Below are 25,280 nucleotides of genomic sequence, written 5' to 3' on the forward strand. Positions count from 1 at the left end.
TTGGCCCGCGGGCTCAGAGCCCGGGGTACATGCGCTGCGGATTGAAGATGCCGGCAGGGTCGAAGGTCTCTTTCAGGCGGCGATGGATCGCGGCCAGCGGCGACGCCAGCGGCGTGAACACGCCCATCGACTTGTCGCCGTGGCGAAACAGCGTGGCATGGCCGCCGGCGGCCTGGGCCACCGCGCGCACGCTTTCGGCGTCGGCTTTGGCCGAGCCCTCTTCGGGCAGCCACCAGCGCTGGCCGCCACCCCATTCGAGCAGCTGCGCGCCCGGCAGCGCCAGCGGCGCGGCCACGGTGGGCACCGCCAGCCGCCACAGCGCGCGGCCGGCGTGCGCCGGGGCGAAGAACGGGTGGGTCTGCTCGCGCAGCGATTGCCACAGCGCGGCAGCGGGCGCCGCGTCCAGGCGGTCGCCGCCGAGCCGGGCGCAGGCCGCACGCACCGCGGCGCCGGCGCCGGACAGGCGCACGTGCAGCACTCCCGCATGCCACACCGAAGACGCCAGCGGCAGCGGCTGCCCGCCCCACTGGTTCAGTTGCCGGACGGCTTCGGCCTGCGCCATCTCGAAGCGCAGCGTGGCCTCGTCGAACGGCGCCGGCAGCACCTTGACCGAGACCTGCAGGATCAGCCCCAGCGTGCCGAGCGAGCCCGCCAGCAGCCGCGACACGTCGTAGCCCGCGACGTTCTTCATCACCTGGCCGCCGAAGTCCATCACCTCGCCGCGGCCGTCCATCAGCTGCGCGCCCAGCACGAAGTCGCGCAGCGCGCCCACCGACTGGCGGCGCGGGCCCGACAAGCCGGCGGCGACGGCACCGCCCAGCGTCGCCACGCTGGGCTGGCCGGGCAGCGCGAAGTGGGGCGGCTCGAACGCCAGGATCTGGCGCTTGTCCGCGAGCGCGGCTTCGATCTCGGCCAGCGGCGTGCCGCAGCGTGCGGTGATCACGAGTTCGGCCGGGTCATAGTCGACGATGCCGGTGTAGGCGCGCGTGTCCAGCAGCTGGCCTTGCGGCGGCTGGCCGTAGAAGTCCTTGCTGCCGCCGCCGCGCAGCCGCAGCGCGGTGCGGGTCTCGGTGGCTTGCCTGACGGCGTCGCGGAAGGCGTCGAGGGTGGCTTGCATAGTCGTGCGAGTAGGGAGGAGTGTCTGGCGCGGCTCTGGATCAGGCCAGGCCGTCGCGGCCGCCCGGGATTTCAGGCCGGTCGTTCTGATAGGCCGGCAGCTGGGTGCCGCAGTGCTTGCAATACTGCGCGTCGGGCTCGTGCCCCTCGGTCAGGCAATGGGTGCAGGTGCGGGTGGTCAGCGGCCGCTTCATGATGCTGGCGGCCAGCTCGGCGCCGACGATGCCGGTGGGAAAGGCGATGATGCCGTAGCCCAGCAGGATCGTCAGCGAGGTGATGAACTGCCCCAGCGGCGTCTTCGGCACCATGTCGCCGAAGCCGGTGGTGGTCAGCGTCACCACGGCCCAGTACATGCTGACCGGGATACTGTGGAAGCCGTGCTCCGGGCCTTCGACCACGTACATCACGGTGCCGAGGATCACCGTGATGATGAACACCGCGGCCAGGAACACGAAGATCTTGCGCCGGCTGTTGACCAGCGCGCGGTACAGGATCTCGGCTTCCTCGAAGTACACCGTCAGCTTCAGGATCCGGAACACGCGCAGCAGCCGCAGCAGGCGCACGTCGATCAGGAAATGCAGTTCCGGCACGAAGAACGCGAGCCAGGTCGGCATGATCGAGATGAAGTCGATGACGCCGTAGAAGCTCAGCGCATAGCGCCACGGGTGCCGCACCACCAGCAGGCGCATGGCGTATTCGGCGGTGAACAGCAGCGTGAACATCCATTCCAGCACCGTGAATACCCCGCCAAGGCGCTGGTTCACCGCGGGCAGGCTGTCGAGCATCACGATCATCACGCTGGTGACGATGGCGAGCAGCAGCGCGACATCGAACAGGCGACCTTCGCGCGTATCGGCCTCGAAGATGATGGTGTACCAGCGCTGGCGCCAGCCCGCCTCGGGCTGGCCCAGGCGCTGGCGCACCACGGCTTCCTGGTGCTGGCGCCGGCGGGGATTCTCTTTCATGGCGTGGCTCAGAAGCGCGGCAGCTCGGGATGCGGCAGCAGGCCCTTCTTCACGTGCATCTTGCCGTATTCGGCGCAGCGCGCCAGCGTCGGGATGGCCTTGTCGGGGTTCAGCAGCCGCGCCGGGTCGAAGGCGGCCTTGACGCCGAAAAAGGCGTCGCGCTCGGCGGTCGAGAACTGCACGCACATGGAGTTGAGCTTCTCCACACCGACGCCGTGCTCGCCGGTGACGGTGCCGCCCAGCTCGACGCAGGTTTCCAGGATATCGGCGCCGAACAGCTCGGCGCGGTGCCATTCGTCCTGGTCGCCGCCGTCGAACAGCACCAGCGGGTGCATGTTGCCGTCGCCGGCATGGAACACGTTGATGCAGCGCAGCCTGTACTTCACTTCCATGGCCTCGATGCGCTTGAGCAGCGTGCCGATGTGCTTGCGCGGGATGGTGCCGTCCATGCAGTAATAGTCCGGAGAAATCCGGCCCGCCGCCGGGAAGGCGTTCTTGCGGCCGCTCCAGAAGCGCAGGCGCTCGGCCTCGTTCTGCGAGACCACGATGCGGGTGGCGCCCGATGCCGTCAGCACCGCGCTCATGCGCTCGATCTCCTCGGCCACTTCCTCGGGGGTGCCGTCGGACTCGCACAGCAGGATGGCGGCGGCATCGAGGTCATAGCCCGCATGCACGAACTGCTCGACCGCGGCGGTGGCGGGCTTGTCCATCATCTCCAGCCCGGCCGGGATGATGCCGGCGGCGATCACGTCGGCGACCGCGTTGCCGCCTTTCTCGACATCGTCGAAGCAGGCCATGATCACCTGCGCCAGCTGCGGCTTGGGGATCAGGCGCACGGTGACCTCGGTGACCACGGCCAGCATGCCTTCGGAGCCGATCAGCACGGCCAGCAGGTCCAGCCCGGGCGCGTCGGGGGCCTCGGAACCGAACACCACCACCTCGCCCGACATCGTCACCGCGCGCACGCGCAGCACGTTGTGCACGGTCAGGCCGTACTTCAGGCAGTGCACGCCGCCGGAGTTCTCGCTGACATTGCCGCCGATGGTGCAGGCGATCTGCGACGACGGGTCGGGCGCGTAGTACAGGTTGTGCGGTGCGGCGGCGTCCGAGATGGCCAGGTTGCGCACGCCCGGCTGGACCACCGCGGTGCGCGAATACGGGTCGACCGACAGGATGCGCTTGAACTTGGCCAGCGACAGCACCAGGCCCTCGGCGATCGGCATGGCGCCGCCCGACAGGCTGGTGCCGGCGCCGCGCGGCACCACCGGCACGCCCAGCTGGTGGCACAGCCGCAGGATGGCGCAGACCTGCTCCTCGGTGTCGGGCAGGGCCACCGCCATCGGCACCTGCCGGTACGCTGCCAGGCCGTCGCACTCATAGGGCACGGTGTCTTCCGGCTTCCACAGCACCGCGGCGTCGGGAAGGATCTGAGCCAGCCCGGCCAGCAGCGCGTCGCGGCGGCCGTCGGCCGCGGCCGTGGCCGGAGCGCCGGCGGCGCCGGGAGCGAGGGTTTGGGCTTCGTGCGGGGCATTCATGAACGACTCCTGTGGGGTCTCCTGGACGGCGGCCTGTGGCGCTCGCTTGCCGGCCTGCCGGCCGCGGGGGACGGGTGACTATAGCGCAGGCCACCTGGCGCGGGCACCACGCCAGACGTGAATTCCGCATGCCAGGCCGATCAAAAATGCTCATCATGGCCGGCGGGCACTGGCCCCGCTTTCAGCGTAGCACCGGCGGCCGGCCATCGGAAAGGCGGGTGCGGCGCTCGGCGTTGCCCCGGCGCTGCCTTCAGCGGTCCGGCTGCGCCGGGGCCTCGGGCAGCCGCAGCACCATGTCGAGCTTGTCGTGGAAGTGCGGCGCGACGTACAACGCGTCGGGCTCCAGCCCGAAGCGCTCGAACCCGAGCGATTCGTACAAGCGCACCGCGCCCGCGCTGCCGGCATTGACGCACAGCGTGACCTGGCGCACGCCCGGCATGGCGGCGGCCTGCTGCAGCGCGCGCAGCATCAGCGCGCGGCCGAGCTTGCGCGCGCGCCAGGCCGGCGCCACGTACATGGCGAAGATCGAGGCCTTGTGCCAGTGCTTGCGCCGGGGCTCGCGCATCACGCCGACCATGCCGGCCAGCGCGATACCGTCGGGACCCGCCTCGAAGGCGCCGAACATGGCCTTGTCCGCGCTCGGCGCAAGGCGTTGCGCCACCGCCTCCGGTGCCAGCTCCTGTTCTTCTTCGAGGCTGGCGGCAAAGGCTTCCGGGGCTTCGGCAAGTCCCTGCAGCCGCAGCGCGTGGAAGGCTGCGGCATCGTCGGGAGTCAGCAGGCGGATTTCCATGGGCGCAGTCTCCTACCAGTCCAGGCTCAGCAGCCAGTCGACGAAATAACGCGCCTCGGGCTTGAGCGGCGCCTGTTCGCGCTCGACGATGTAGTAGCCGTGCGGCGATACCGATTCCACATCGAGCAGGCGCACCATCTGCCCCAGCGACAGCCAGTGCCGAGCCATGCGCTGGCGCACCAGCGCCACGCCCTGGTTGGAGGCGATCGCCTCCAGCATCAGGCCGATGTCGTTGAACTGCGGGCCGGTCTGGGGTTCGGGCCAGTCCAGTCCGGCGGTCTCGAACCACGGCTTCCACGGCTCCAGCGGGCTGCGCAGCAGCACCAGGCCGTGCAGGTGCTCGGGCCGGGTGATGGCGCGGCCGTTGACGCGCTCGTAGTACTCGCGCCCGCACGCCGGGAACACCGGTTCCACCAGGAGCTTGGTCGTCTTCAGGTCAGGGTAGCGGCCGGTGCCGTAGCGGATCTCGACATCGGTGTCCTCGGCCTTGACGTCGAGGAACGGGATCGCCAAGTGCAGCTCGAGGTCGATATGCGGATAGAGCGCGCCGAACTCGGGCAGGCGCGGCACCAGGTGCTGGCGCCCGAAGGTGGGCGGGATCGCCACGCGCAGGCGCGTGCGCATCTTGTTGTACTCGGGCCGCGCCAGCTCGTTGAGCGACTTGAGCGCGTCCTGCACGTTGCGCAGGTAGCGCGTGCCGGCCGCGGTCAGCCGCAGCGCGGCGTTGGCGCGCACGAACAGGTCTTCGCCCCACAGCTCCTCGAGGTTCTTGATGCGGTGCGAGACCGCGCTGGGGGTCACCGACAGCTCCTCGGCCGCGCGCGCGAAGCTGCCCAGGCGCGCGGCGGCCTCGAACGCGATCAGCAGGTGCAGCGGCGGCACGCGGTTGAACATGGAGGCCATCCCTGCGCTTGCCTGTCGGGCGCCTTACTGCGTGCCGGCGCGCGCGGCGCTGAAGATCTTGCCGGGGTTCAGGATGTGGTTGGGGTCGAGCGCATCCTTGATCGCGCGCATCAGGTCCAGCGCGTCTTCGCCGTGCTCCGCCACCAGGAAGCGCTGCTTGTGCAGGCCCACGCCGTGCTCGCCGGTGCAGGTGCCGCCCATCGCCAGCGCGCGTTCGACGATGCGCTGGTTGATGGCCTCGGCCTCGGCCATTTCCTCAGGCCGGTCCGGGTCGACCAGGATCGCCACGTGGAAGTTGCCGTCGCCGACATGGCCGACGATGGGGCAGGGCAGCGCCGAGGCGTTCAGGTCCTTCTCGGTCTCGGTGACGCAGTCGGCCAGGCGCGAGATCGGCACGCACACGTCGGTGGTGACCGACTTGCAGCCCGGCTTGAGCTGGAGCATCGCAAAGTACGCGGTATGGCGCGCGTTCCACAGCCGGCTGCGGTCTTCCGGGCGCGTGGCCCACTCGAAGCCCTGGCCGCCGAATTCGGCGGTGATCTGCTGCACGGTCTCGGCCTGCTCGCGCACGCCGGCCTCGGTGCCGTGGAATTCGAAGAACAGGTGCGGGGTCTCGGGCAGGGTCAGGTTGTCGTGGCGGTTGATGGCGCGGATCGCCAGCGCATCGACGAATTCCACGCGCGCCACCGGCACGCCCAGCTGGATGGTCTGGATCACGGCCTGCACTGCGCTGCCCATGCTGGAAAAGGCGCATACCGCGGCGGAGATCGCCTCGGGCTGCGGGTACAGCCGCACCGTGACCTCGGTGATGATGCCGAGCGTGCCTTCGCTGCCGATGAAGAGCCGGGTCAGGTCATAACCGGCCGACGACTTGCGCGCCTGCGTGCCGGTGCGAATCACGCGGCCATCGGCGGTCACCACCGTCAGCGCCAGCACGTTTTCGCGCATGGTGCCGTAGCGCACCGCGTTGGTCCCCGACGCGCGCGTGGCGCACATGCCGCCCAGCGACGCGTCGGCGCCCGGGTCGATCGGGAAGAACAGGCCGGTGTCCTTGATCTCCTGGTTCAGCTGCTTGCGCGTGACGCCGGGCTGCACGGTCACGGTCAGGTCCTCGGGCTGCACCGCCAGCACCCGGTTCATCTGCGACAGGTCCAGGCTGATGCCGCCGGCCACCGCCAGCAGGTGGCCTTCCAGCGACGAGCCCGCGCCGTACGGGATCAGCGGCACGCCATGCTGGTTGCACAGGCGCGCGACCTCGGCCACCTCCTCGGTGCTGTGGGCAAACACCACCGCATCGGGCAGCGCCGGCGGGAACGGCGACTCGTCGCGGCCATGGTGCTCGCGCACGCCGGCGGAGGTGGTGAAGCGCTCGCCGAAGCGTGCCGCGAGGGCGTCGGCCATGGCGGGCGGCAGCGGACGGCGGGCGAGGGAGGCGGACGACGTGGGGTGGTTCATGCGGGGTCTCCGGCGGGTCGGTGCGGCCTCATGGATTGCGAGGCCGCCGAGGATGCCGGCGGCAGGCTGGGGCGCGACCCGGTTATCGAATGGACGAATGACTGCATTCTACGCCGCGCGGCGGCTGGTGCACCTTCCGGCGGCGAGCGCGCGGCCGATAGCCGCACAAGCGGATGACCGCGCCAGCCGCAGCCGGCGGATGCGGCGCGCATGGCTAAGTCAGCGGCTCTGGCGCGATAATGCGCCATTTCCCAACGACAAACCGCTGACAAGGAGACCGGCATGGGCAACCGCCTGTCGAAGATCGCCACCCGCACCGGCGACGCCGGCACCACCGGCCTGGGCGACGGCAGCCGCACCGGCAAGGACAGCCTGCGCATCGCCGCGATCGGCGATGTCGATGAACTGAACTGCCACGTCGGCGTGCTGCTGACCGAAGACCTGCCCGCCGACGTGCGCGCCGCGCTGCTGCATATCCAGCACGACCTGTTCGACCTGGGCGGCGAGCTTTCCATCCCGGGCTACACGCTGCTCAAGCCCGAGCAGGTGGCTCAGCTCGACACCTGGCTGGCCGACTACAACGCCAACCTGCCGCGCCTGGCCGAGTTCATCCTGCCCGGCGGCAGCCGCGCCGCGGCGCAGGCCCACGTCTGCCGTACCGTGTGCCGGCGCGCCGAGCGCGCGCTGGTGGCGCTGGGCGCGGCCGAGGCGCTGAACGAGGCGCCGCGCCAGTACCTGAACCGGCTCTCGGACCTGATGTTCGTGCTGGCGCGAGTGCTGAACCGGGTGGGCGGCGGCTCGGACGTGCTGTGGCAGCGCGACCGCGATGCCGCGGAGAAGTAATCCAAAAGCCACATAACGCAGCCCGCCAGCGCTGCCGGCTCAAGCCGCGGCAGCGCCTGCCGTTGAATGAGGGCAGAAACCGAGAAAATTACTCGGATTTGCCGGTTCTGCCCTTGAAAAGCCCCCGGACGGCCACATTTCGGCCTCAGGTTGAATTGCAGCCGCGCGGATAGCGCTGGCTCAAGAGGAGAGAATAATGGGTAAGATCATCGGTATCGACCTCGGTACCACCAACAGCTGCGTCGCGATCCTGGAAGGCAACACGCCCAAGGTCATCGAGAATTCCGAGGGTGCGCGCACCACCCCGTCGATCATCGCCTACATGGAAGACGGCGAGATCCTGGTCGGCGCGCCGGCCAAGCGCCAGGCCGTCACCAATCCGCGCAACACCCTGTACGCGGTCAAGCGCCTGATCGGCCGCAAGTTCGAAGAGAAGGAAGTCCAGAAGGACATCGGCCTGATGCCGTACGCCATCGTCAAGGCCGACAACGGCGACGCCTGGGTGTCGGTGCGCGACCAGAAGCTGGCGCCGCCGCAGGTCTCGGCCGAAGTGCTGCGCAAGATGAAGAAGACCGCCGAGGACTACCTCGGCGAGCCGGTGACCGAAGCCGTGATCACCGTGCCGGCCTACTTCAACGACTCGCAGCGCCAGGCGACCAAGGACGCCGGCCGCATCGCCGGCCTGGACGTCAAGCGCATCATCAACGAGCCGACCGCGGCCGCGCTGGCCTTCGGCCTGGACAAGAACGAGAAGGGCGACCGCAAGATCGCCGTGTATGACCTCGGCGGCGGCACCTTCGACATCTCGATCATCGAGATCGCGGACGTTGACGGCGAAAAGCAGTTCGAAGTGCTGTCGACCAACGGCGACACCTTCCTGGGCGGCGAAGACTTCGACCAGCGCATCATCGACTACATCATCGGCGAGTTCAAGAAGGACCAGGGCGTCGACCTGTCCAAGGACGTGCTCGCGCTGCAGCGCCTGAAGGAAGCTGCCGAAAAGGCCAAGATCGAACTGTCGAGCTCGCAGCAGACCGAGATCAACCTGCCGTACATCACGGCCGATGCCTCGGGTCCGAAGCACCTGAACCTGAAGATGACCCGCGCCAAGCTGGAATCGCTGGTCGAAGAGCTGATCACCCGCACCATCGAGCCGTGCCGCACCGCGATCAAGGACGCCGGCGTCAAGGTCAGCGACATCGACGACGTGATCCTGGTCGGCGGCATGACCCGCATGCCCAAGGTGCAGGAGCAGGTCAAGGAGTTCTTCGGCAAGGAAGCGCGCAAGGACGTGAACCCGGACGAAGCCGTGGCCGTCGGTGCCGCGATCCAGGGCTCGGTGCTGTCGGGCGACCGCAAGGACGTGCTGCTGCTGGACGTGACGCCGCTGTCGCTGGGGATCGAGACCCTGGGCGGCGTGATGACCAAGATGATCACCAAGAACACCACCATCCCGACCAAGCATGCGCAGGTGTTCTCGACCGCCGACGACAACCAGCCGGCCGTGACCATCAAGGTGTACCAGGGCGAGCGCGAGATGGCCACCGGCAACAAGCTGCTGGGCGAGTTCAACCTCGAGGGCATTCCGCCGGCACCGCGCGGCACGCCGCAGATCGAGGTCTCGTTCGACATCGACGCCAACGGCATCCTGCACGTGGGCGCCAAGGACAAGGCCAGCGGCAAGGAAAACCGGATCACCATCAAGGCCAACTCGGGCCTGTCGGAAGACGAGATCCAGCGCATGGTCAAGGACGCCGAGGCCAACGCCGAGGAAGACAAGAAGGCCCGCGAGCTGGCTGATGCCCGCAACCAGGCCGACGCGCTGATCCACTCGACCAAGAAGGCGCTGACCGAGTACGGCGACAAGCTGGACGCTGGCGAGAAGGAAAAGATCGAAGCCGCGATCAAGGAACTGGAAGACGCCGCACGCGGCGGCGACAAGACCGAGATCGACGCCAAGGTCAACGCGCTGTCCGAAGTCAGCCAGAAGCTGGGCGAGAAGGTCTACGCCGACATGCAGGCCAAGGCCGGCGAAGGCGCCGCGGCCGGTGCCGCGGGTGCTGCCGGCGGCCAGCAGCAGGCCCAGCCGCAGGACGACAACGTTGTGGACGCCGAATTCAAGGAAGTCAACGACAAGAAGTAATCGGGATACGCGGGCGGCGGTGCAGGCACTGGCCGGCGCCGCTCCCGCCCCGACGCCGGGCGACGGCCATCAGACCTGCGGGAAACCGCCGTCGGATGCCGCGCTCGGCTTTTTTGCTATTCGCCGGCCCGTGCCGCTTGCACCCGCCGGCCAATGAGGTAGTGAGCCACCATGGCAAAACGTGACTATTACGAAGTGCTCGGGGTAGGCAAGAACGCGAGCGAAGACGAAGTCAAGAAGGCTTATCGCAAGCTCGCGATGAAATACCACCCGGACCGCAATCCGGACAGCAAGGAATCCGAGGAAAAATTCAAGGAGGCCAAGGAGGCCTACGAGATGCTTTCCGATCCGGAGAAGAAGGCCGCGTATGACCAGTACGGCCATGCCGGCGTGGACCCGAACATGGCGGGCGGCTTCGGCGGCGCGCAGGGCTACGGCGGCTTTGCCGAGGCCTTCGGCGATATTTTCGGCGATATCTTCGGCCAGGGCGGCGCTCGCCGCGGCGGCGGGGGCCCGCAGGCCTATCGCGGCGCCGACCTGCGCTACAGCATGGAGATCTCGCTGGAGCAGGCCGCGCACGGCCACGAGGCGCAGATCCGCGTGCCGCACTGGGACGACTGCGACCACTGCCACGGCAACGGCGCCGAGCCTGGCTCGAGCGTGGAAACCTGCCCGACCTGCCACGGCGCCGGCCAGGTGCGCGTGTCGCAGGGCTTCTTCACCATGCAGCAGACCTGCCCGAAGTGCCACGGCAGCGGCAAGTTCATCCCCAAGCCCTGCACCAAGTGCCACGGCCAGGGCAAGCTGAAGTCGCAGAAGACGCTGGAAGTGAAGATCCCGGCCGGCATCGACGAAGGCATGCGCATCCGTTCGTCCGGCAACGGCGAGCCGGGCATCAACGGCGGCCCCCCGGGCGACCTGTACGTGGAAGTCCACATCAAGCCGCACGCGGTGTTCGAGCGTGACGGCGACGACCTGCACTGCCAGATGCCGATCTCGTTCGCCACCGCGGCGCTGGGCGGCGACCTGGAAGTGCCCACGCTGAGCGGCAAGGCCACCTTCCCGGTGCCTGAGGCGACCCAGTCCGGCAAGACCTTCCGGCTGCGCGGCAAGGGCATCAAGGGTGTGCGCTCCGGCTACCCGGGCGACCTCTACGTGCATGTGAACGTGGAGACGCCGGTCAAGCTGACCGAGGCGCAGAAGGAAATGCTGCGCCAGTTCGACCGCTCGGTGCATGAGGGCGGCTCGCGCCACAGCCCGCAGGAAACCTCGTGGCTGGACAAGGTGAAGAGCTTCTTCAGCTGATCCGGCTTGCGGTATGGAACCGGCCACGCGCGAGCGTGGCCGGTTTTGTTTTTTGGCGCGGCGCTGGGCGAGAGGGGCGGGCGTCAGGGCCGGCGCTGGCGGCGACGACCAAGTTCCAAATATCCGCCCGGCCTGTCCCGCCGCGCGATAATGCATGGCCGTCCCGCTGTTTTCCCCTGACGATTTTCCTGTGGTAGCAAGCATCCCGCCCCCGCCTTCACCCCCGGCCCCTCTCCCGCTCGCGGGAGAGGGGAGCACGCCCGCAGTGCGCGGGGACGTCTTCGTCCTGCTCGACGACGCTACCGCACCCGCCGGGCAAACCACGTCCCGCCTCTACACCGGCCTGGTCCACGAAGACCGCCTATCCCCCGGCAGCGACATCGCCCGGCTCGACGCCATGCTCGCCGAAGGCTGGCGCCAGGGCTGGCACGCCACCTTGTTCGCGCCCTACGAATTCGGTGGGGCGCTGGTCGATGCCCCGGTGCATACGGGCAACGCCATGCCGTTCCACGACGGTGCGCTGCGCCTGCTGTGGTTCCGCGGGCTGCAACGGCTCGATGCCGCGGCGGTGGCGGCGTGGCTGCAAGCCCATGCGCAGCCGCGGCCAGCGGGCCTGATGCATATTGCTTCCGATACGTCCCGCGCGGCCTTCGACGACGCCATCGCGCGTATCCACCAGTGGATCGAGGCGGGCGACACGTATCAGGTCAATTACACCCAGCGCCTGCGCTGCGATGCCTTCGGCGATCCGGTGGCGCTGTACGCGGCGCTGCGTGCCGCGCAGCCGGTGCCGTATGGCGTGCTGGCCAGGCTGCCGGATGACGCCATGGTGCTGTCGCTGTCGCCGGAGCTGTTCGTGCGCCACGATGGCCAGGGCCATCTGCTGACCCGGCCGATGAAGGGCACCGCGCCGCGCGCCGGCGACGCCGCGCGCGATGCGCAGGCCGCCGCGGCGCTGGCCGCCGACGCCAAGAACCGGGCCGAGAATGTGATGATCGTCGACCTGCTGCGCAACGACCTGGGCCGCATCGCGCAGCCGGGCAGCGTGGCGGTGCCGGAGCGCTTTGCGGTGCAGCCGTTCGGCGCGGTGCTGCAAATGACTTCGACCGTGACGGCGACGGCGCGGCCCGGCACCGGCTTCGGCGCGCTGATGGCGGCGCTGTTCCCGTGCGGCTCGATCACCGGCGCGCCCAAGCGGCGCACCATGCAGATCATCACCGAGCTCGAGCACGCGCCGCGCGGGCTCTACACCGGCGCGATCGGCTGGATCGAGGCGCCGTCCGGGGCCGCGATGGCCGGCCCGTTCGCGCTGTCGGTGGCGATCCGCACGCTGGTGCTGGCGCCGCCCGCGGCCAGTGCGCTGCGCGCCGGCGAGATGGGGGTGGGCGGCGGCATCGTCCATGACAGCGTGGCGGCGGAGGAATTCGCCGAATGCGGCTGGAAGGCGCGCTTCCTGACCCGGCACGATCCCGGCTTTACGTTGTTCGAGACCCTGCGCGTGCAAGACGGGGCGTGTCCGCACCTGGCGCGGCACCTGGCGCGCATTGGGGCATCGGCGCAGGCGTTCGGCTTTGCCTTCGACGCCGATGCCGCGCGCGACGCGGTGGCCGCGCAGGCGGCACGACTCGGGGCGGGCACCTGGCGCCTGCGCCTCAGCGTCGACAAGTCCGGCACGCTGGCGTTTGCCAGCGGCGCGCTGGCGCCGTTGCCGGCGGGGCCGGTCGGTGTCGACCTGGCGCCGGACCCGCTGCCGCCTGCCGACCCGCTGCGCCGCCACAAGACCAGTGCGCGCGCGGTCTTCGATGCCGGCTGGCAGGCCGCCGAGCGCGCCGGCGGCTTCGACCGGCTGTTTTTCAACGCGCGTGGCGAACTGCTCGAGGGCGGGCGCAGCTCCGTGTTCGTGCGCATCGACGGCCGCTGGCTGACGCCGCCGCTGTCGGCCGACATCCTGCCGGGCGTGATGCGGGCGGTGGTGCTGGAGGCGGGCGGCGCGGCGCTGGGCGCGCCGGGCGAGCCGGTCGAAGAAGCGGTGATCACGCGCGCGATGCTGGCGCACGCCGAGGCCATCGTGCTGGTCAACGCCTTGCGCGGCGTGATGCCGGCGACGTTGACGGCCTGAGCCGGTGGCTAGGGGTGGTGGGTGTCCAGCACGCCGTCGCCCAGTTTCCAGCGCACCACGCCGGGCAGGTTGATCAGTTCGCGGTCGTGGCAGATCATCACCACGGTGCGGCCTTCGGCGGCGAGGTCGCCGACCAGCGCGATCACCTGCTCGCGCGCGTGGCCGTCGAGGCTGGAGGTGGGTTCGTCGAGCAGCAGCAATTCCGGCTCCAGCACCTTGGCGCGCGCCAGTGCCACGCGCTGGATCTCGCCGCCGGACAGGTATTCGGGCGCGGTGTCCTGCAGGTGCGAGACCCCGGCCCAGCCCAGCGCCTCGCCCACGCGCAGGTCGATGTCATGGCGCGGCAGGCCGCGCGCGCGCAGGCCGTAGGCGATGTTCTCGCGCACCGAGGTGCGGAACAGGTAGGGATGCTGGTGCAGGTAGGCAATGCGCCGGCGCAGCGCCGGCGGCAGCGGCGTCAGCGCCGCGCTGTGGGCGTGGCCCTGCGCATCGGTCCATTGCGCGACCGCGCCGGGCGCGGGCTCGAGACCCGCCAGCATGCGCAGCAGCGTGGTCTTGCCGGCGCCGTTCATGCCGGTCATGACGATCGCGGTGGCGCGCGGGATCACCAGCGTGTCGATCGCAAACAGCTTGCGCAGGCCGATGCTGCGCGCCAGCCCGCGCACAGTTAGCAGCGGGCCATGGTCGGCATGGCCGGCATGGCCGGCGGTAGCGGTCGGTGTCATCGGCGAAAGCCTCCGGCACCCTGCAGCCAGGCCATGCCGATATTGACCAGCAGCGCCAGCGCCACCAGCACCATGCCCAGCGCAATGCCCTGCGCGAATTCGCCCTTGCTGGTTTCCAGCGCGATGGCCGTGGTGATGGTGCGGGTCGAGCCTTCGATATTGCCGCCGATCATCAGCGCCGAGCCCACCTCGGCAATGACCCGGCCAAAGCCGGCGACCACCGCCGCCATCAGCCCGAAGCGCAGTTCGCGCAGCACCGTCAGGAAGGTGCGCCAGCGGCCGGCGCCCAGCACCCAGGCGGTTTCGCGCAGGCGCACGTCGGCACCCTGCAGCGTCGACAGGGCAAAGGCCAGCACCACCGGGAAGCCGATCACGGCCTGCCCCAGCACCATGCCCGAAGGAGTAAAAAGCAAATGCAGGCTGCCCAGCGGCCCCTGGCGCGTCAGCAGCAGGTAGAGGATCAGCCCGACCAGCACGGTCGGGAACGACAAAAAGGCCTGCGCCACCACCACCACCGCGCGCCGGCCCGGGAACTGCCGCGTGGCGATCAGCCAGGCCGCGGCGATGGCCGGCACGGTGGCGATGGCCAGGCCCAGCACCGCCACCACCAGCGAGGTCCAGACGATGAACCACAGCCCGGCGTCGCCGCTCGCCAGCAGGCGGAAGGCGTCGGCGGTGGCGGTGCCGATCTCCACCGCGTCAGGCGGAGAAGGTGTGCTCGACGGCGGGGAAGCTGCCGTCCTTGACGGCGGCCACGTAGGCGCGCACCGCGGCCTCGATCGAGGGCTGGCCGTCCATGAAGTTGCGCACGAACTTGGCCTTGCGGCCGGGGTAGATGTTGAGCATGTCCTGCAGCACCAGCACCTGGCCCGTGCAGTCTGCGCCGGCGCCGATGCCGATGGTGGGCACCGCCAGCGACTGCGTGATCTCGCCGGCCAGCGCGGCCGGCACCGCTTCCATCAGCACCACCTGGGCACCGGCGGCCTGCAGCGCCAGCGCATCGCGCCTGAGCTGGGCCGCGCCGGCGTCGGTCTTGCCCTGCACCTTGAAGCCGCCCAGCGCGTGCACCGACTGCGGCGTCAGGCCGATATGCGCGCACACCGGGATGCTGCGCTCGACCAGGAATTTCACGATCGGCGCGAGCCAGTCGCCGCCTTCGAGCTTGACCATCTGCGCGCCGGCCTTCATCAGCGTGACGGCGCTGGCGAACGCGGCTTCCGGGGTCGGATAGGTGCCGAACGGCAGGTCCGTCAGCAGCAGCGCGGTCTGGTTGCCGCGCGCGGCGCATTCGGTGTGGTAGGCCATCTGTTCCAGCGTGACCGGCAGCGTGGTCTGCTGGCCCTGCATCACATTGCCCAGCGAATCGCCCACCAGGATCATCTCGACGCCGCAATAGTCGAGCAGCGCGGCGAAGCTGGAGTCGTACGCGGTCAGCATGGCGATTTTCTCGCCGGCGTCACGCATCGCCTGCAGTTTGGGAATCGTGATGGTCTTGCGGGAGGGATCGAGGAGGTAGCTCATGGCAGTGCCCGTGTAGGACGGCCTTGCCGGTGCCGGGAGGGCTGCCCGCACGGCAACGACAGCCGTCGTTATTGTGTTGTGTCTGGCAGGCGAGGGTGCCTGTCAGGGCGCGGCGAGATTGAGAAAGGCCTTGCGGCCGCGCATGTTTTCGATGCGCGACAGTAGTGTACGGAAATCGTCGTCATTGTCCACCGGATTGAAGTGGGCGGTGTCGACCACCAGCACCGGGGCGTCGTCGTAGCGGTGGAACAGTTCGCCATAGGCGCCGGCCAGGCGCTGCAGGTAGTGTTCATCGATGCCGGCCTCGCCCGGCTCGCCGCGGCGCACGATGCGCTCGCGCAGCAGCGACGGCGTCGCCTGCAGCACGATCACCAGGTCGGCGCGTTGCGGCGGCAGCGCCAGCCGCGCGGCAATGGCGTCGTAGAGCGCCAGTTCGTCCTCGGACAGGGTCAGCGCGGCGTGCAGGCGGTCTTTGGCGATCAGGAAGTTGCTGACCATGCGCTGGCCGGCGGCGACTCCGGCCTGCCACTGCTTCAGCAGCACCGCGCGCTGGGTCAGGCACCACAGCTGCAGCGCCAGCGCGTGGCGCGCGGGGTCGCGGTAGAACGGCTCGAGGAACGGGCTGCGGCGGGCGTTGTCGGGCAGTTCCTGGGCCTGCAGCGTGCGCGCCAGGCGCTGCGCCAGCGAGGTCTTGCCGGATCCGACGGGGCCTTCGACGACAATGCGGCGCAGGTGATCGAGCATGGCGCTCCGGGCGTCAGTGAGGGGGATGGCAGCGCCGCGGGCGCCGCCGGGCGGGTTCAGCCGGGCGTGCCGCCATGGTCCGGCTCGCCGGCCGCGGCCTGCATGCGCATGCACTTGCAGGTGGAGACCTTCTCGATGCGCTGCGCGCCCACGCCGGCCAGGTAGTCGGCCGCGCGGCCGCGCCCCGGGATCGCCAGCGCCGCGTCCAGCTCCAGCAGCGGCACCAGCGTGAAGGCGCGCTCGGTCAGGCGCGGGTGCGGCACGGTCAGGTGCTCGTGGTCGTGCTGTTCGTCGCCGAACAGCAGCAGGTCCAGGTCGAGCGTGCGCGGCGCGTTGCGGAACGGGCGCTCGCGGCCGAACTGGTCTTCGATGTGGTGGCAGATGCGCAGCAGCTGCGACGCGGTGAACGAGGTCTGCACCTTGACCACCGCGTTGTAGTAGTCGTCGCCGCCGGCATCGACCGGCGCGGTGCGATAGAGCGAGGAGCGCGCCAGCACCGTGATGCCGACCTGCTGGGCCAGGCACACGATGGCGTCCTTGATGGCCTGGCGGGCATCGCCAAGATTTGCGCCGATGCCGATGAAGGCGAGAGTCATTTACGTTTCCTCCGGCTGGCCGGGGCCGGCATGTGCTGCCTCGCCCGCGTCCGAGTCGCTCCGGGAAGAAACTTTATCCGATTTCCGCGGACCGCGCCGGCGGCGCTTCTTGCGCGCCGGGCCTTCGCCTTCCGCACCCTGGGCCTGGGCGCCACCCTGGCCGCGCGCGCTGCGCACCGCGTCGATCAGGGCTTCGCGCTCATGCGGCTCGGCATTCTGGAAGTCGTTCCACCAGCCGGCCAGCTCTTCCGGCAGCTCGCCGGACTGGCAGCGCAGCACCAGGAAATCGTAGCCGGCGCGGAAGCGCGGCGACTCCAGCAGGCGGAACGGCATGCGGCCCACGCGCTTCTCGAAGCGCGGCTGCATGCCCCAGATATCGCGCATGTCGGTGACGAAGCGGCGCTGGATCGCGAGCTGGCCGGTCTGCTTCTCCAGCACCGTGTCCATGGCCGTGTTGAGCGCGGCGATGGCGTGCTCGCCGTCGTCGCGCAGCTTGTTCCAGCGCTGCAGCACGTGGTGCCACAGCAGCGCGGCGAACAGGAAGCCCGGCGACACCGGCTTGCCGGCCTGCACGCGGCGGTCGGTGTTGTCCAGCGCCAGCTGCACGAAGCGCTGGCCCATGGGCTGCTCCAGCGCCACGTCCAGCAGCGGCAGCAGGCCCTTGTGCAGGCCCGCCTTGCGCAGCTCCTGCAGCGAGGCCCAGGCGTGGCCGGACATCAGCAGCTTGAGCATCTCGTCGAACAGGCGCGCGCTCGGCACGTTGTGGATCAGCTCGGCCAGGCCGGCGATCGGCAGGCGCGTGGCCTCGTCGATGTCGAAGCCGGTCTTGGCGGCGAAGCGCACCACGCGCAGCATCCGCACCGGGTCTTCGCGGTAGCGCGTGGCCGGGTCGCCGATCATGCGCAGCAGGCGCGCGCGGATGTCTTCCATGCCGTGATGGTAGTCATGCACGGTCTGCGCGGCCGGGTCGTAGTACATCGCGTTGATGGTGAAGTCGCGGCGTTCCGCGTCTTCGGCCTGCGAGCCCCATACGTTGTCGCGCAGCACGCGGCCCGAGGCATCGATCGCATGGGTCTTGCTGTCGAGCTCGGCGCGCTTCAGGCGCCGGCCTTCGGGCAGGGTCTCGCTGGCGATGGCGTCGACCAGCGCGCGGAAGGTCGAGACCTCGATGATTTCCTGCTCGCGCCCGCCGTAGAAGGTCACGTGCACGATCTGGAAGCGCCGGCCGATGATGCGCGAGCGGCGGAACAGCGACTGCACCTGCTCGGGCGTGGCGTTGGTGGCGACGTCAAAGTCCTTGGGCTTGATGCCGAGCAGCAGGTCGCGCACGGCGCCGCCGACGATATAGGCCTGGTAGCCGGCCTGCTGCAGCGTCGAGGTGACCTTGACGGCATTGCGCGACAGCAGCGTGGGGTCGATCCGGTGCTCGTCGACGTTGACGATGCGCGGCGTATGGGCGCGGCCGGTACGGCGCTGCTTGGGGCCGGGTTTGCCCAGCAGCCGGGTAATGAGCTTCTTGATCACGTCAGAACAGATCCATGATGCGCCAGCCGGCCGCGGCGGCGTGGTGGCGCAGGCGATCGTCCGGGTTGGTGGCGATCGGCTCGGAGACCTTTTCCAGCAGGGGCAGGTCGTTGGCCGAGTCGCTGTAGAAGGTGGTGGTCTCGAAGTTGTCCCAGCCCGCGCCCTGGGCCTTGAGCCAGGCCTCGACGCGGGTGATCTTGCCTTCGCGGAAGCTGGGCACGCCGTCGACCTCGCCGGTGAACTGGCTCTCGGGCTTGCCGTCGACGGTGGCCGGCTCGGTCGCGATCAGGTGCTTGATGCCGAAGGCCGCGGCGATCGGCGCGGTGACGAAGCTGTTAGTGGCGGTGACCACGGCGCACAGGTCGCCGGCCTCGAGGTGCTTGTAGACCAGCGCGCGCGCCTGCGGCGTGATCACCGGGTCGATCACCTCGTGCATGAAGCGCACCCGCATGGCATCAAGCCGGTCGCGCGGATTGGCCGCCAGCGGCGCCAGCGCAAAGCGCAGGAACGCCTGGATATCGAGCGTGCCGGCCTTGTAGTGGCCGTAGAACTCGTCGTTCTTCTGCCGGTAGATTACCTCGTCGACGACGCCCAGGCGGACCAGGAAGCGGCCCCATTCATGGTCGCTGTCGGTCGGGATCAGGGTGTGGTCGAGGTCAAAGAGTGCCAGATTCATGGGCGGCGATTTTACCTGAAGGCAGGATGGGGGTAGGGGAGCATGCGGTGCCGGGGCCGTCGCCTAATCCCGGAATTCGGCGAACATCTCGCGCAGCAGCGGCAGCGTGACCGGCCGCTTGCGCTCGAGCGAATAGGTGTCGAGCGCGTCCAGCAGCGCCATCAGGCTGGGCATGTCGCGGTAATGCCGCGTCACCAGCCAGTGCGTGATCTCGGGCGACAGCTGCAGTCCGCGCTCGCGTGCGGCATGGAGCACGGCGGCCTTCTTGTCGTCGTCCGACAACGGCGCCACCTGGTACACCAGGCCCCAGCCCAGGCGCGTGCGCAGGTCTTCGCGCACCGGCATCGCGCGCGGCGCCAGGCCGCCCGCCACCACCAGCGCGGTGCGCCCGTGCGCGCGCACCTCGTTGTAGAGCGAGAACACCGCGATCTGGCGCGCTTCGTCGAGCAGCTCGACGTCATCGACGGTATAGAGCTGGCACCAGGGGTCGAACAGGAAATCGGACAGCGGGTGGTGCGGGCTCAGGTAGCGGCAGCGGATGCCATGTTGCGGCCCGGCCTCGCACACCGCGTGCAGCAGGTGGGTGCGGCCGCAACCGACCTCGCCCCACAGGTAGATCAGGCGGTCGCTGGCATGCTCCTGCGCCAGCGCGGGCGGCAGCTCGCGCAGCCGCTGCACCGCCTCGCGGTTGGACGCCACCACGAAATTCTCGAAGGTCGAAGGCGGCGGGCTGCCCAGCTCGAGCGACAGTTGCTTGGGACGCGGGGACATGACGTATGGCTAACTTCGGCTAGATTCGTGGAGCGGGCAGCAGCGGTCAGCGGACAGCAGCCGTTATTTTCGATAGAGATCGCTGGCCAGGTAAACCCGCCGCAGCTGGCGCGCCCCCACCAGCAGCACGGCGCAGGTCGGCAGCGCCAGCAGCACGCCGAAGAAGCCGAACAGCTGGCCGAAGGCGAGCAGCGCGAAGATCACCACCAGCGGGTGCAGGCCGATGCGCTCGCCCACCAGCCTCGGCGTCAGGTAGAAGCTCTCGATGAACTGGCCGAAGCCGTAGACCACCGCCACCGCGGCCAGCCCGTACCAGTTGCCGAACTGCAGCAGCGCGGCCAGCGTCGCCATCACCAGGCCGACGCCGAAGCCAATATACGGGATAAACACCGCCAGCCCGGTGAAGACCCCGACCGGCACGCCGATATCGAAGCCGGCGATGGTCAGTCCGATCGAGTAGATCGCCGCCAGGATCACCATCACCAGGATCTGGCCGCGCAGGTACTGCGACAGCAGCGCGTCGGTCTCGTTGGTCAGTTCGCGCACCTTGGGCACCCAGCGGCGCGGCACCACGCTCTCGATGCGGCGCATCACCATGTGCCAGTCCATCATCAGGTAGAACATGACGATGGGCACGATGAAGACGATGCCCGCCACCGCGATCAGCGCCGAACCCGACATCTTGACGTAGTTCAGCAGCACCACCAGCAGGTCTTCCGGGCTGGCGGCGAAGCGGTCCGACATCATGTTGCGCAGGCCGGGGAAGTCGAAGCGCACGCGCACGCCGAACTCGGCCAGCCGCGGCGACACCACCGAATTGAGCTTCTTCAGCAGGATCGGCAGTTGCTCGCGCACCTGCGGAATCTCGCGCTGGAGCACCGCGATCAGCAGCAGCACCAGCATCACGCAGACCACCGTCAGCAGCAGGATCATCAGCGTCACGCCGATCGCGCGCGGCACGCGGCGGCGCTGCAGCCAGTCGACGCCGGGGTTCAGGATATAGGCGAAGATGAATGCGAACAGGAACGGCGTCAGCACCGGCGCCAGCGCAAGGATGGCGGCGAACAGCGCCACGGCCACGACGATCCACAGCAGGATGCGCTTGGCCTCTTGGTTCAACAGCGGGGCATTCATCAAGGGTTGCAGGAGGGCGGCAGCGCCGTTTGCGGCGCGATCTCGCCGGAAACTGGAAGCGGGGGGCCTCTATCCGTTAAAATTGCGATTCTACTGGACTCGCGCCTGCCTTCCGATGCCACGCGACGGAAGCGACGGTGGCCCGAGCGCCGAATTCCTCACTTTATTTCCTCCAGGACAAGCAGGTTCCCATGAGCGCATCCCCGACCGCCGGCCAGGCAGGCCTTTCCTACCGCGACGCCGGTGTTGACATCGATGCCGGCGACGCGCTGGTCGACCGCATCAAGCCGTTTGCCAAGCGCACCATGCGCGAGGGCGTGATGGCGGGCATCGGCGGGTTCGGTGCGCTGTTCGAGTTGTCGAAGAAGTTCCAGGAGCCGGTGCTGGTGTCGGGCACCGATGGCGTGGGCACCAAGCTCAAGCTGGCGTTCCAGCTGAACCGCCATGACACCGTCGGCCAGGACCTGGTCGCCATGAGCGTCAACGACATCCTGGTGCAGGGCGCCGAGCCGCTGTTCTTCCTCGACTACTTCGCCTGCGGCAAGCTCGACGTCGACACCGCCGCCACCGTGATCCAGGGCATCGCCCGCGGCTGCGAACTGGCCGGCTGCGCGCTGATCGGCGGCGAAACCGCCGAAATGCCGAGCATGTACCCGGACGGCGAATACGACCTGGCCGGCTTCGCCGTCGGCGCGGTCGAGAAAAAGAAGATCATCGATGGCAGCACCATCGCCCCGGGCGACGTGGTGCTGGGCCTGGCCTCGTCGGGCGCGCATTCCAACGGCTACTCGCTGGTGCGCAAGATCATCGAGGTGGCCAAGCCGGACCTGAACGCCGACTTCCACGGCCAGCGCCTGCAGGACGCGATCATGGCGCCGACCCGCATCTACGTGAAGCCGTTGCTGTCGCTGATCGAGACGCTTCCGGTCAAGGGCATGGCCCACATCACCGGCGGCGGCCTGACCGAGAACGTGCCGCGCGTGCTGGCGCAGGACGTCACCGCGGTGCTGCATCGCGATGCCTGGACGCTGCCGCCGCTGTTCCAGTGGCTGCAGGCGCAGGGCCGCGTCGCCGACGACGAGATGCACCGTGTCTTCAACTGCGGCATCGGCATGGTCGTGATCGTCGCCAAGGAAGACGCCGAACGCGCCATCCGCCACCTGCAGGCCGCCGGCGAAGCCGTGTGGCAGATCGGTGAGATCCGCGAGCGGGCCGAGGGCGAGGCCCAGACCATCGTGATCTGACGCGACCCCAGCTTTTCATACAAAAACGGCGCATGCCTTCGGGCATGCGCCGTTTTTTTTGTCCGCGCGCCGGCGCAGAGGGCCCGCTAGGTGTTTACCCGAGCTGCGCATCGCCATGTTGTGGCAAAGGCTGCCCTGGTGCATTGCACCAAATCCCAGCATGCATATGCACCATTTCTGACAAACAATATTTTGCTTGATTGTATGGCGGTTTATGGCCTAATGTACTGAGCAAAGACGCCGCCCAAGCATGCGGCGTCCGGAGACAACGCCTCAATCCGACGCCGGAATCACCGGTGCACCAGGGCGGGCCAGGGACCATTGGAGGATCCACCATGCAAGCAGTCAGCATCGACGCCGCGGAAAAAGGCGCGTCGGCCAGCAAACAGTCAGTCGCGCGCGTCGCCGGGGCCAGCCTGGCCGGCACCACGCTCGAGTTCTACGACCACTTCATCTATGGATCGGCCGCAGCGCTGGTCTTCCCCAAGCTGTTCTTCCCGCAGAGCGATTCGCTGACCGCGACGCTGCTGTCCTTTGCCAGCTACGGCGTGGCCTTCGTGGCGCGGCCGCTGGGCGCGGCCATCTTCGGCCACTACGGCGACAAGATGGGCCGCAAGTCGATCCTGATCATCACGCTGCTGATGATGGGCCTGGCCACCTTCGGCATCGGCCTGCTGCCCACCTATGCCACGGCCGGCGCGCTGGCGCCGCTGCTGCTGGTGCTGCTGCGCGTGGTGCAGGGCCTGGCGCTGGGCGGCGAGTGGGGCGGGGCGGCGATCATGGTCAACGAGCTCGATCCCGAAGGCAAACGGCGCGGCATCCTCGGCAGCCTGGTGCAGCTGGCGGCGCCGATCGGCCTGCTGCTGGCCAACGGCATCTTTGCGCTGGTGACGTGGCAGGTATCGGAAGAAGCCTTCCTCAGCTGGGGCTGGCGCGTGCCGTTCCTGCTGTCGGCGCTGCTGGTCGGGGTCGGGCTCTATATCCGCTCCAACGTGCGCGAATCCGGCATGTTCGAGAAGCTGGAGGAATCGCATGCCGAAGCGCGCGCGCCCATCATGGAAGTGCTGCGCAACTACAAGAAGCAGCTGCTGATCGCCTTTGGCGCGCGGCTGGGCGGCGACATCGCGTTCTACGTGTTCACGCTGTTCCTGCTCTACTTCGTGCCGACCAAGCTGGGCCTGCCCAAGAGCATCGCGCTCAATGCCGTGCTGCTGGGCGCGGTGGCGCAGATCCTGTTCATCCCCATCGCCGGCCTGCTGGCTGACCGCATCGGCCGCCGTCCGGTGCTGATGATCGGCGGCATCGGCGGCGCGGTGTGGGCGTTCGCGTTCTTCGCCATGGTCAAGACCGGCAGCCCGGCGCTGATCATGCTGGCCTCGTTCGTCGGCATGGTGCTGGTGTCGTTCATGTTCTCGCCGCTGGCGTCGTTCCTGCCCGAGCTGTTCGCCACCCGGGTGCGCGTGACCGGCGCCTCGCTGGGCTTCCAGTTTGCCGGCGTGTTCGGCGGCGCGCTGGCCCCGCTGATCGCCGTGGGCCTGCTCGACCGCTTCGGCAACACCATGCCGGTGGCGCTCTACCTGGCGGCGGTGTGCGCGCTGATCGCGGTGGCGGCGTTCGCGGCGCGTGAAACCGCGCGCATGCACCTGTCCGACGCTGACCGCTGAAGCGCGGCCTCTCTCCTTGTCCTCACAACAAATCCGTACCGTGAAACAGTTCGACCTCATCATCCGCAACGGCACCGTGGTGACCGCCAGCGACACCATGCAATGCGATATCGGCATCGCCGGCGGCCGCATCGTGCAGCTTGGCCATGACCTGGGCGAGGCCGCGCAGGTCATCGACGCCAGCGGCAAGCTGGTGCTGCCGGGCGGCGTCGATGCGCACTGCCACCTGGACCAGCCGATGCCGGACGGGCTGCGCATGGCGGACGACTTCCGCACCGGCTCGGTCTCGGCGGCGTGCGGCGGCACCACCACCGTGATCCCCTTCGCCGCGCAGGAGAAGGGCCATTCGCTGCGCGCGGCGGTGGCCGACTACCACCGCCGCGCCGGCGGCAAGTCGGTGGTCGACTACGCCTTCCACCTGATCGTGGCCGACCCCACCGAGGCCGTGCTGAATGACGAACTGCCGGGCCTGATCCGCGAAGGCTATTCGTCGTTCAAGGTCTACATGACCTACGACGACCTCAAGCTGAACGATCGCGAGATCCTCGAGGTGCTGTCGGTGGCGCGCCAGGAAGGCGCGCTGGTGATGGTGCACGCGGAGAACTCCGACTGCATCGCGTGGCTGACCGACAAGCTGGAGGCGGCCGGCAACACCGCGCCGAAGTTCCACGCGCTGGCCCGGCCGATGGCGATCGAGCGCGAGGCCACGCACCGCGCCATTACGTTCTCCGAGCTGGTCGACGTGCCGATCCTGATCGTTCATGTCTCGGGCAAGGAAGCGGTCGAGCAGATCCGCTGGGCGCGCAACCGCGGCATGAAGATCTTTGCCGAGACCTGCCCGCAGTACCTGTTCCTGACCGCCGAAGACCTCGACCAGCCCGGCTACCACGGCGCCAAGTGCGTGTGCAGTCCGCCGCCGCGCGACCGCAGCAACCAGCAGGTGATCTGGGACGGCCTGGCCGACGGCCTCTTCACCATCTTCTCGTCCGACCATGCACCGTTCCGCTACGAAGACGCGCAGGGCAAGAAGCCCGGCGGCCAGGAAGTCCCGTTCCAGTACATCCCCAACGGCATCCCCGGACTCGAGACGCGGCTGCCGCTGCTGTTCTCGGCAGGCGTGGTGGGCGGCCGCATCTCGGTCAACCAGTTCGTCGCGCTGACCTCGACCAACCCGGCCAAGCTCTACGGCCTGCATCCGCGCAAGGGCACCATCGCCATCGGCGCCGATGCCGACCTGGCGATCTGGGATCCGCAGCGCGAAGTGACGATCCGCAATACCGATTTGCACCATGACGTCGACTACACGCCGTATGAAGGCCTGCGCGTGACCGGCTGGCCGGTGACCACGCTGGTGCGCGGCAAGGTGGTGGCGCACGAGGGCGAAGTGATGGCCGAGGCCGGCCACGGCGAGTTCCTGCCGTGCGGCCTGCCCGAAATGGCACGGCCGCGCTACCGCACCTCGGGCGGCACCCTGTGACCAGCACTTTGCGTGACTGATGCCTTGACC

General features: G+C 68.9%; 22 protein-coding genes. 7 read left to right on the plus strand and 15 right to left on the minus strand.

From position 1 onward, the window contains the following. Window positions 1-13: 13 nt before the first annotated feature. The 6 genes from glcE to GA0116996_RS01005 all read right to left on the minus strand — a co-directional run bounded on the left by glcE (window position 14) and on the right by GA0116996_RS01005 (window position 6,764). The gene (glcE, locus tag GA0116996_RS00980) at window positions 14-1,117 is read right to left on the minus strand and encodes a glycolate oxidase subunit GlcE (protein ID WP_092306478.1); all 1,104 of its coding nucleotides are present in this window, start codon (window positions 1,115-1,117) and stop codon (window positions 14-16) included. A 40-nt stretch (window positions 1,118-1,157) separates the two neighbouring features. After that, on the minus strand, window positions 1,158-2,081 hold the full coding sequence (locus GA0116996_RS00985) for an ion transporter (RefSeq protein ID WP_092306479.1): 924 nt from the start codon (window positions 2,079-2,081) through the stop codon (window positions 1,158-1,160). Between the two features lie 8 nt (window positions 2,082-2,089). Beyond that, the gene (locus tag GA0116996_RS00990) at window positions 2,090-3,616 is read right to left on the minus strand and encodes an FAD-linked oxidase C-terminal domain-containing protein (protein WP_092306481.1); all 1,527 of its coding nucleotides are present in this window, start codon (window positions 3,614-3,616) and stop codon (window positions 2,090-2,092) included. A gap of 250 nt (window positions 3,617-3,866) precedes the next feature. Continuing rightward, a complete protein-coding gene (locus tag GA0116996_RS00995) occupies window positions 3,867-4,406 on the minus strand; it encodes a GNAT family N-acetyltransferase (protein ID WP_092306483.1) in 540 nt (179 codons plus the stop codon). 12 nt (window positions 4,407-4,418) lie between these two features. Then, window positions 4,419-5,309 (minus strand): LysR substrate-binding domain-containing protein, encoded by an 891-nt coding sequence (locus tag GA0116996_RS01000; protein WP_018007943.1) that lies wholly within the window; start codon window positions 5,307-5,309, stop codon window positions 4,419-4,421. Window positions 5,310-5,333: 24 nt separating this feature from the next. Then, the gene (locus GA0116996_RS01005; protein WP_092306486.1) at window positions 5,334-6,764 is read right to left on the minus strand and encodes an FAD-binding oxidoreductase; all 1,431 of its coding nucleotides are present in this window, start codon (window positions 6,762-6,764) and stop codon (window positions 5,334-5,336) included. Between the two features lie 282 nt (window positions 6,765-7,046). Here GA0116996_RS01005 and GA0116996_RS01010 point away from each other — a divergent pair, with 282 nt between their 5' ends. The 4 genes from GA0116996_RS01010 to pabB all read left to right on the plus strand — a co-directional run bounded on the left by GA0116996_RS01010 (window position 7,047) and on the right by pabB (window position 13,174). Further along, window positions 7,047-7,607 (plus strand): cob(I)yrinic acid a,c-diamide adenosyltransferase, encoded by a 561-nt coding sequence (locus GA0116996_RS01010; RefSeq protein ID WP_092306488.1) that lies wholly within the window; start codon window positions 7,047-7,049, stop codon window positions 7,605-7,607. Between the two features lie 196 nt (window positions 7,608-7,803). Further along, window positions 7,804-9,750: a molecular chaperone DnaK gene (gene dnaK, locus GA0116996_RS01015; RefSeq protein WP_092306490.1), complete on the plus strand. Its 1,947-nt coding sequence runs from the start codon at window positions 7,804-7,806 to the stop codon at window positions 9,748-9,750. 171 nt (window positions 9,751-9,921) lie between these two features. Beyond that, on the plus strand, window positions 9,922-11,055 hold the full coding sequence (gene dnaJ, locus GA0116996_RS01020) for a molecular chaperone DnaJ (RefSeq protein ID WP_092306492.1): 1,134 nt from the start codon (window positions 9,922-9,924) through the stop codon (window positions 11,053-11,055). Window positions 11,056-11,245: 190 nt separating this feature from the next. After that, complete coding sequence (gene pabB, locus GA0116996_RS01025; protein ID WP_092307330.1) at window positions 11,246-13,174, plus strand: aminodeoxychorismate synthase component I; 1,929 nt, start codon at window positions 11,246-11,248, stop codon at window positions 13,172-13,174. A gap of 8 nt (window positions 13,175-13,182) precedes the next feature. Here the strand turns inward: pabB and GA0116996_RS01030 are convergent, their stop codons facing one another. From GA0116996_RS01030 to GA0116996_RS01070, 9 genes are all read right to left on the minus strand, one after another. Next, the gene (locus GA0116996_RS01030; protein ID WP_092306494.1) at window positions 13,183-13,899 is read right to left on the minus strand and encodes an ATP-binding cassette domain-containing protein; all 717 of its coding nucleotides are present in this window, start codon (window positions 13,897-13,899) and stop codon (window positions 13,183-13,185) included. Continuing rightward, window positions 13,896-14,594: an ABC transporter permease gene (locus GA0116996_RS01035; protein WP_092306496.1), complete on the minus strand. Its 699-nt coding sequence runs from the start codon at window positions 14,592-14,594 to the stop codon at window positions 13,896-13,898. The genes GA0116996_RS01030 and GA0116996_RS01035 overlap by 4 nt, the downstream gene beginning before the upstream one ends. A 4-nt stretch (window positions 14,595-14,598) precedes the next feature. Further along, entirely contained in the window at window positions 14,599-15,420 is an 822-nt protein-coding gene (gene panB, locus GA0116996_RS01040) for a 3-methyl-2-oxobutanoate hydroxymethyltransferase (RefSeq protein ID WP_062801660.1), read from the minus strand. Between the two features lie 102 nt (window positions 15,421-15,522). Beyond that, a complete protein-coding gene (locus GA0116996_RS01045; protein ID WP_092306498.1) occupies window positions 15,523-16,164 on the minus strand; it encodes a deoxynucleoside kinase in 642 nt (213 codons plus the stop codon). Between the two features lie 56 nt (window positions 16,165-16,220). Continuing rightward, window positions 16,221-16,760 carry a 2-amino-4-hydroxy-6-hydroxymethyldihydropteridine diphosphokinase gene (folK, locus tag GA0116996_RS01050; protein ID WP_092306500.1) on the minus strand — a complete coding sequence of 180 codons (540 nt, stop codon included), beginning with the start codon at window positions 16,758-16,760 and terminating at the stop codon, window positions 16,221-16,223. Then, a complete protein-coding gene (pcnB, locus tag GA0116996_RS01055) occupies window positions 16,761-18,284 on the minus strand; it encodes a polynucleotide adenylyltransferase PcnB (RefSeq protein WP_092306502.1) in 1,524 nt (507 codons plus the stop codon). A gap of 1 nt (window position 18,285) precedes the next feature. Then, complete coding sequence (locus tag GA0116996_RS01060; protein ID WP_092306504.1) at window positions 18,286-18,960, minus strand: histidinol-phosphatase; 675 nt, start codon at window positions 18,958-18,960, stop codon at window positions 18,286-18,288. Window positions 18,961-19,023: 63 nt separating this feature from the next. Continuing rightward, window positions 19,024-19,731, minus strand: coding sequence for a DnaA regulatory inactivator Hda (hda, locus tag GA0116996_RS01065; protein ID WP_012353781.1), 708 nt, complete (start codon window positions 19,729-19,731; stop codon window positions 19,024-19,026). Between the two features lie 63 nt (window positions 19,732-19,794). After that, on the minus strand, window positions 19,795-20,865 hold the full coding sequence (locus tag GA0116996_RS01070; protein WP_092306506.1) for an AI-2E family transporter: 1,071 nt from the start codon (window positions 20,863-20,865) through the stop codon (window positions 19,795-19,797). A 191-nt stretch (window positions 20,866-21,056) separates the two neighbouring features. On the opposite strand from GA0116996_RS01070, the gene purM reads away from it, so the two are divergent. The 3 genes from purM (at window position 21,057) to hydA (ending at window position 25,250) form a co-directional block, all read left to right on the plus strand. Next, window positions 21,057-22,109, plus strand: coding sequence for a phosphoribosylformylglycinamidine cyclo-ligase (gene purM / locus GA0116996_RS01075; RefSeq protein WP_062801653.1), 1,053 nt, complete (start codon window positions 21,057-21,059; stop codon window positions 22,107-22,109). Window positions 22,110-22,444: 335 nt separating this feature from the next. Beyond that, complete coding sequence (locus GA0116996_RS01080; RefSeq protein ID WP_092306508.1) at window positions 22,445-23,773, plus strand: MFS transporter; 1,329 nt, start codon at window positions 22,445-22,447, stop codon at window positions 23,771-23,773. Window positions 23,774-23,813: 40 nt separating this feature from the next. Beyond that, window positions 23,814-25,250 carry a dihydropyrimidinase gene (gene hydA, locus GA0116996_RS01085; protein ID WP_092306510.1) on the plus strand — a complete coding sequence of 479 codons (1,437 nt, stop codon included), beginning with the start codon at window positions 23,814-23,816 and terminating at the stop codon, window positions 25,248-25,250. Window positions 25,251-25,280: the final 30 nt, after the last annotated feature.

The sequence above is a fragment of the Cupriavidus alkaliphilus genome (assembly GCF_900094595.1).
Classification (GTDB): Bacteria; Pseudomonadota; Gammaproteobacteria; order Burkholderiales; family Burkholderiaceae; genus Cupriavidus; species Cupriavidus alkaliphilus.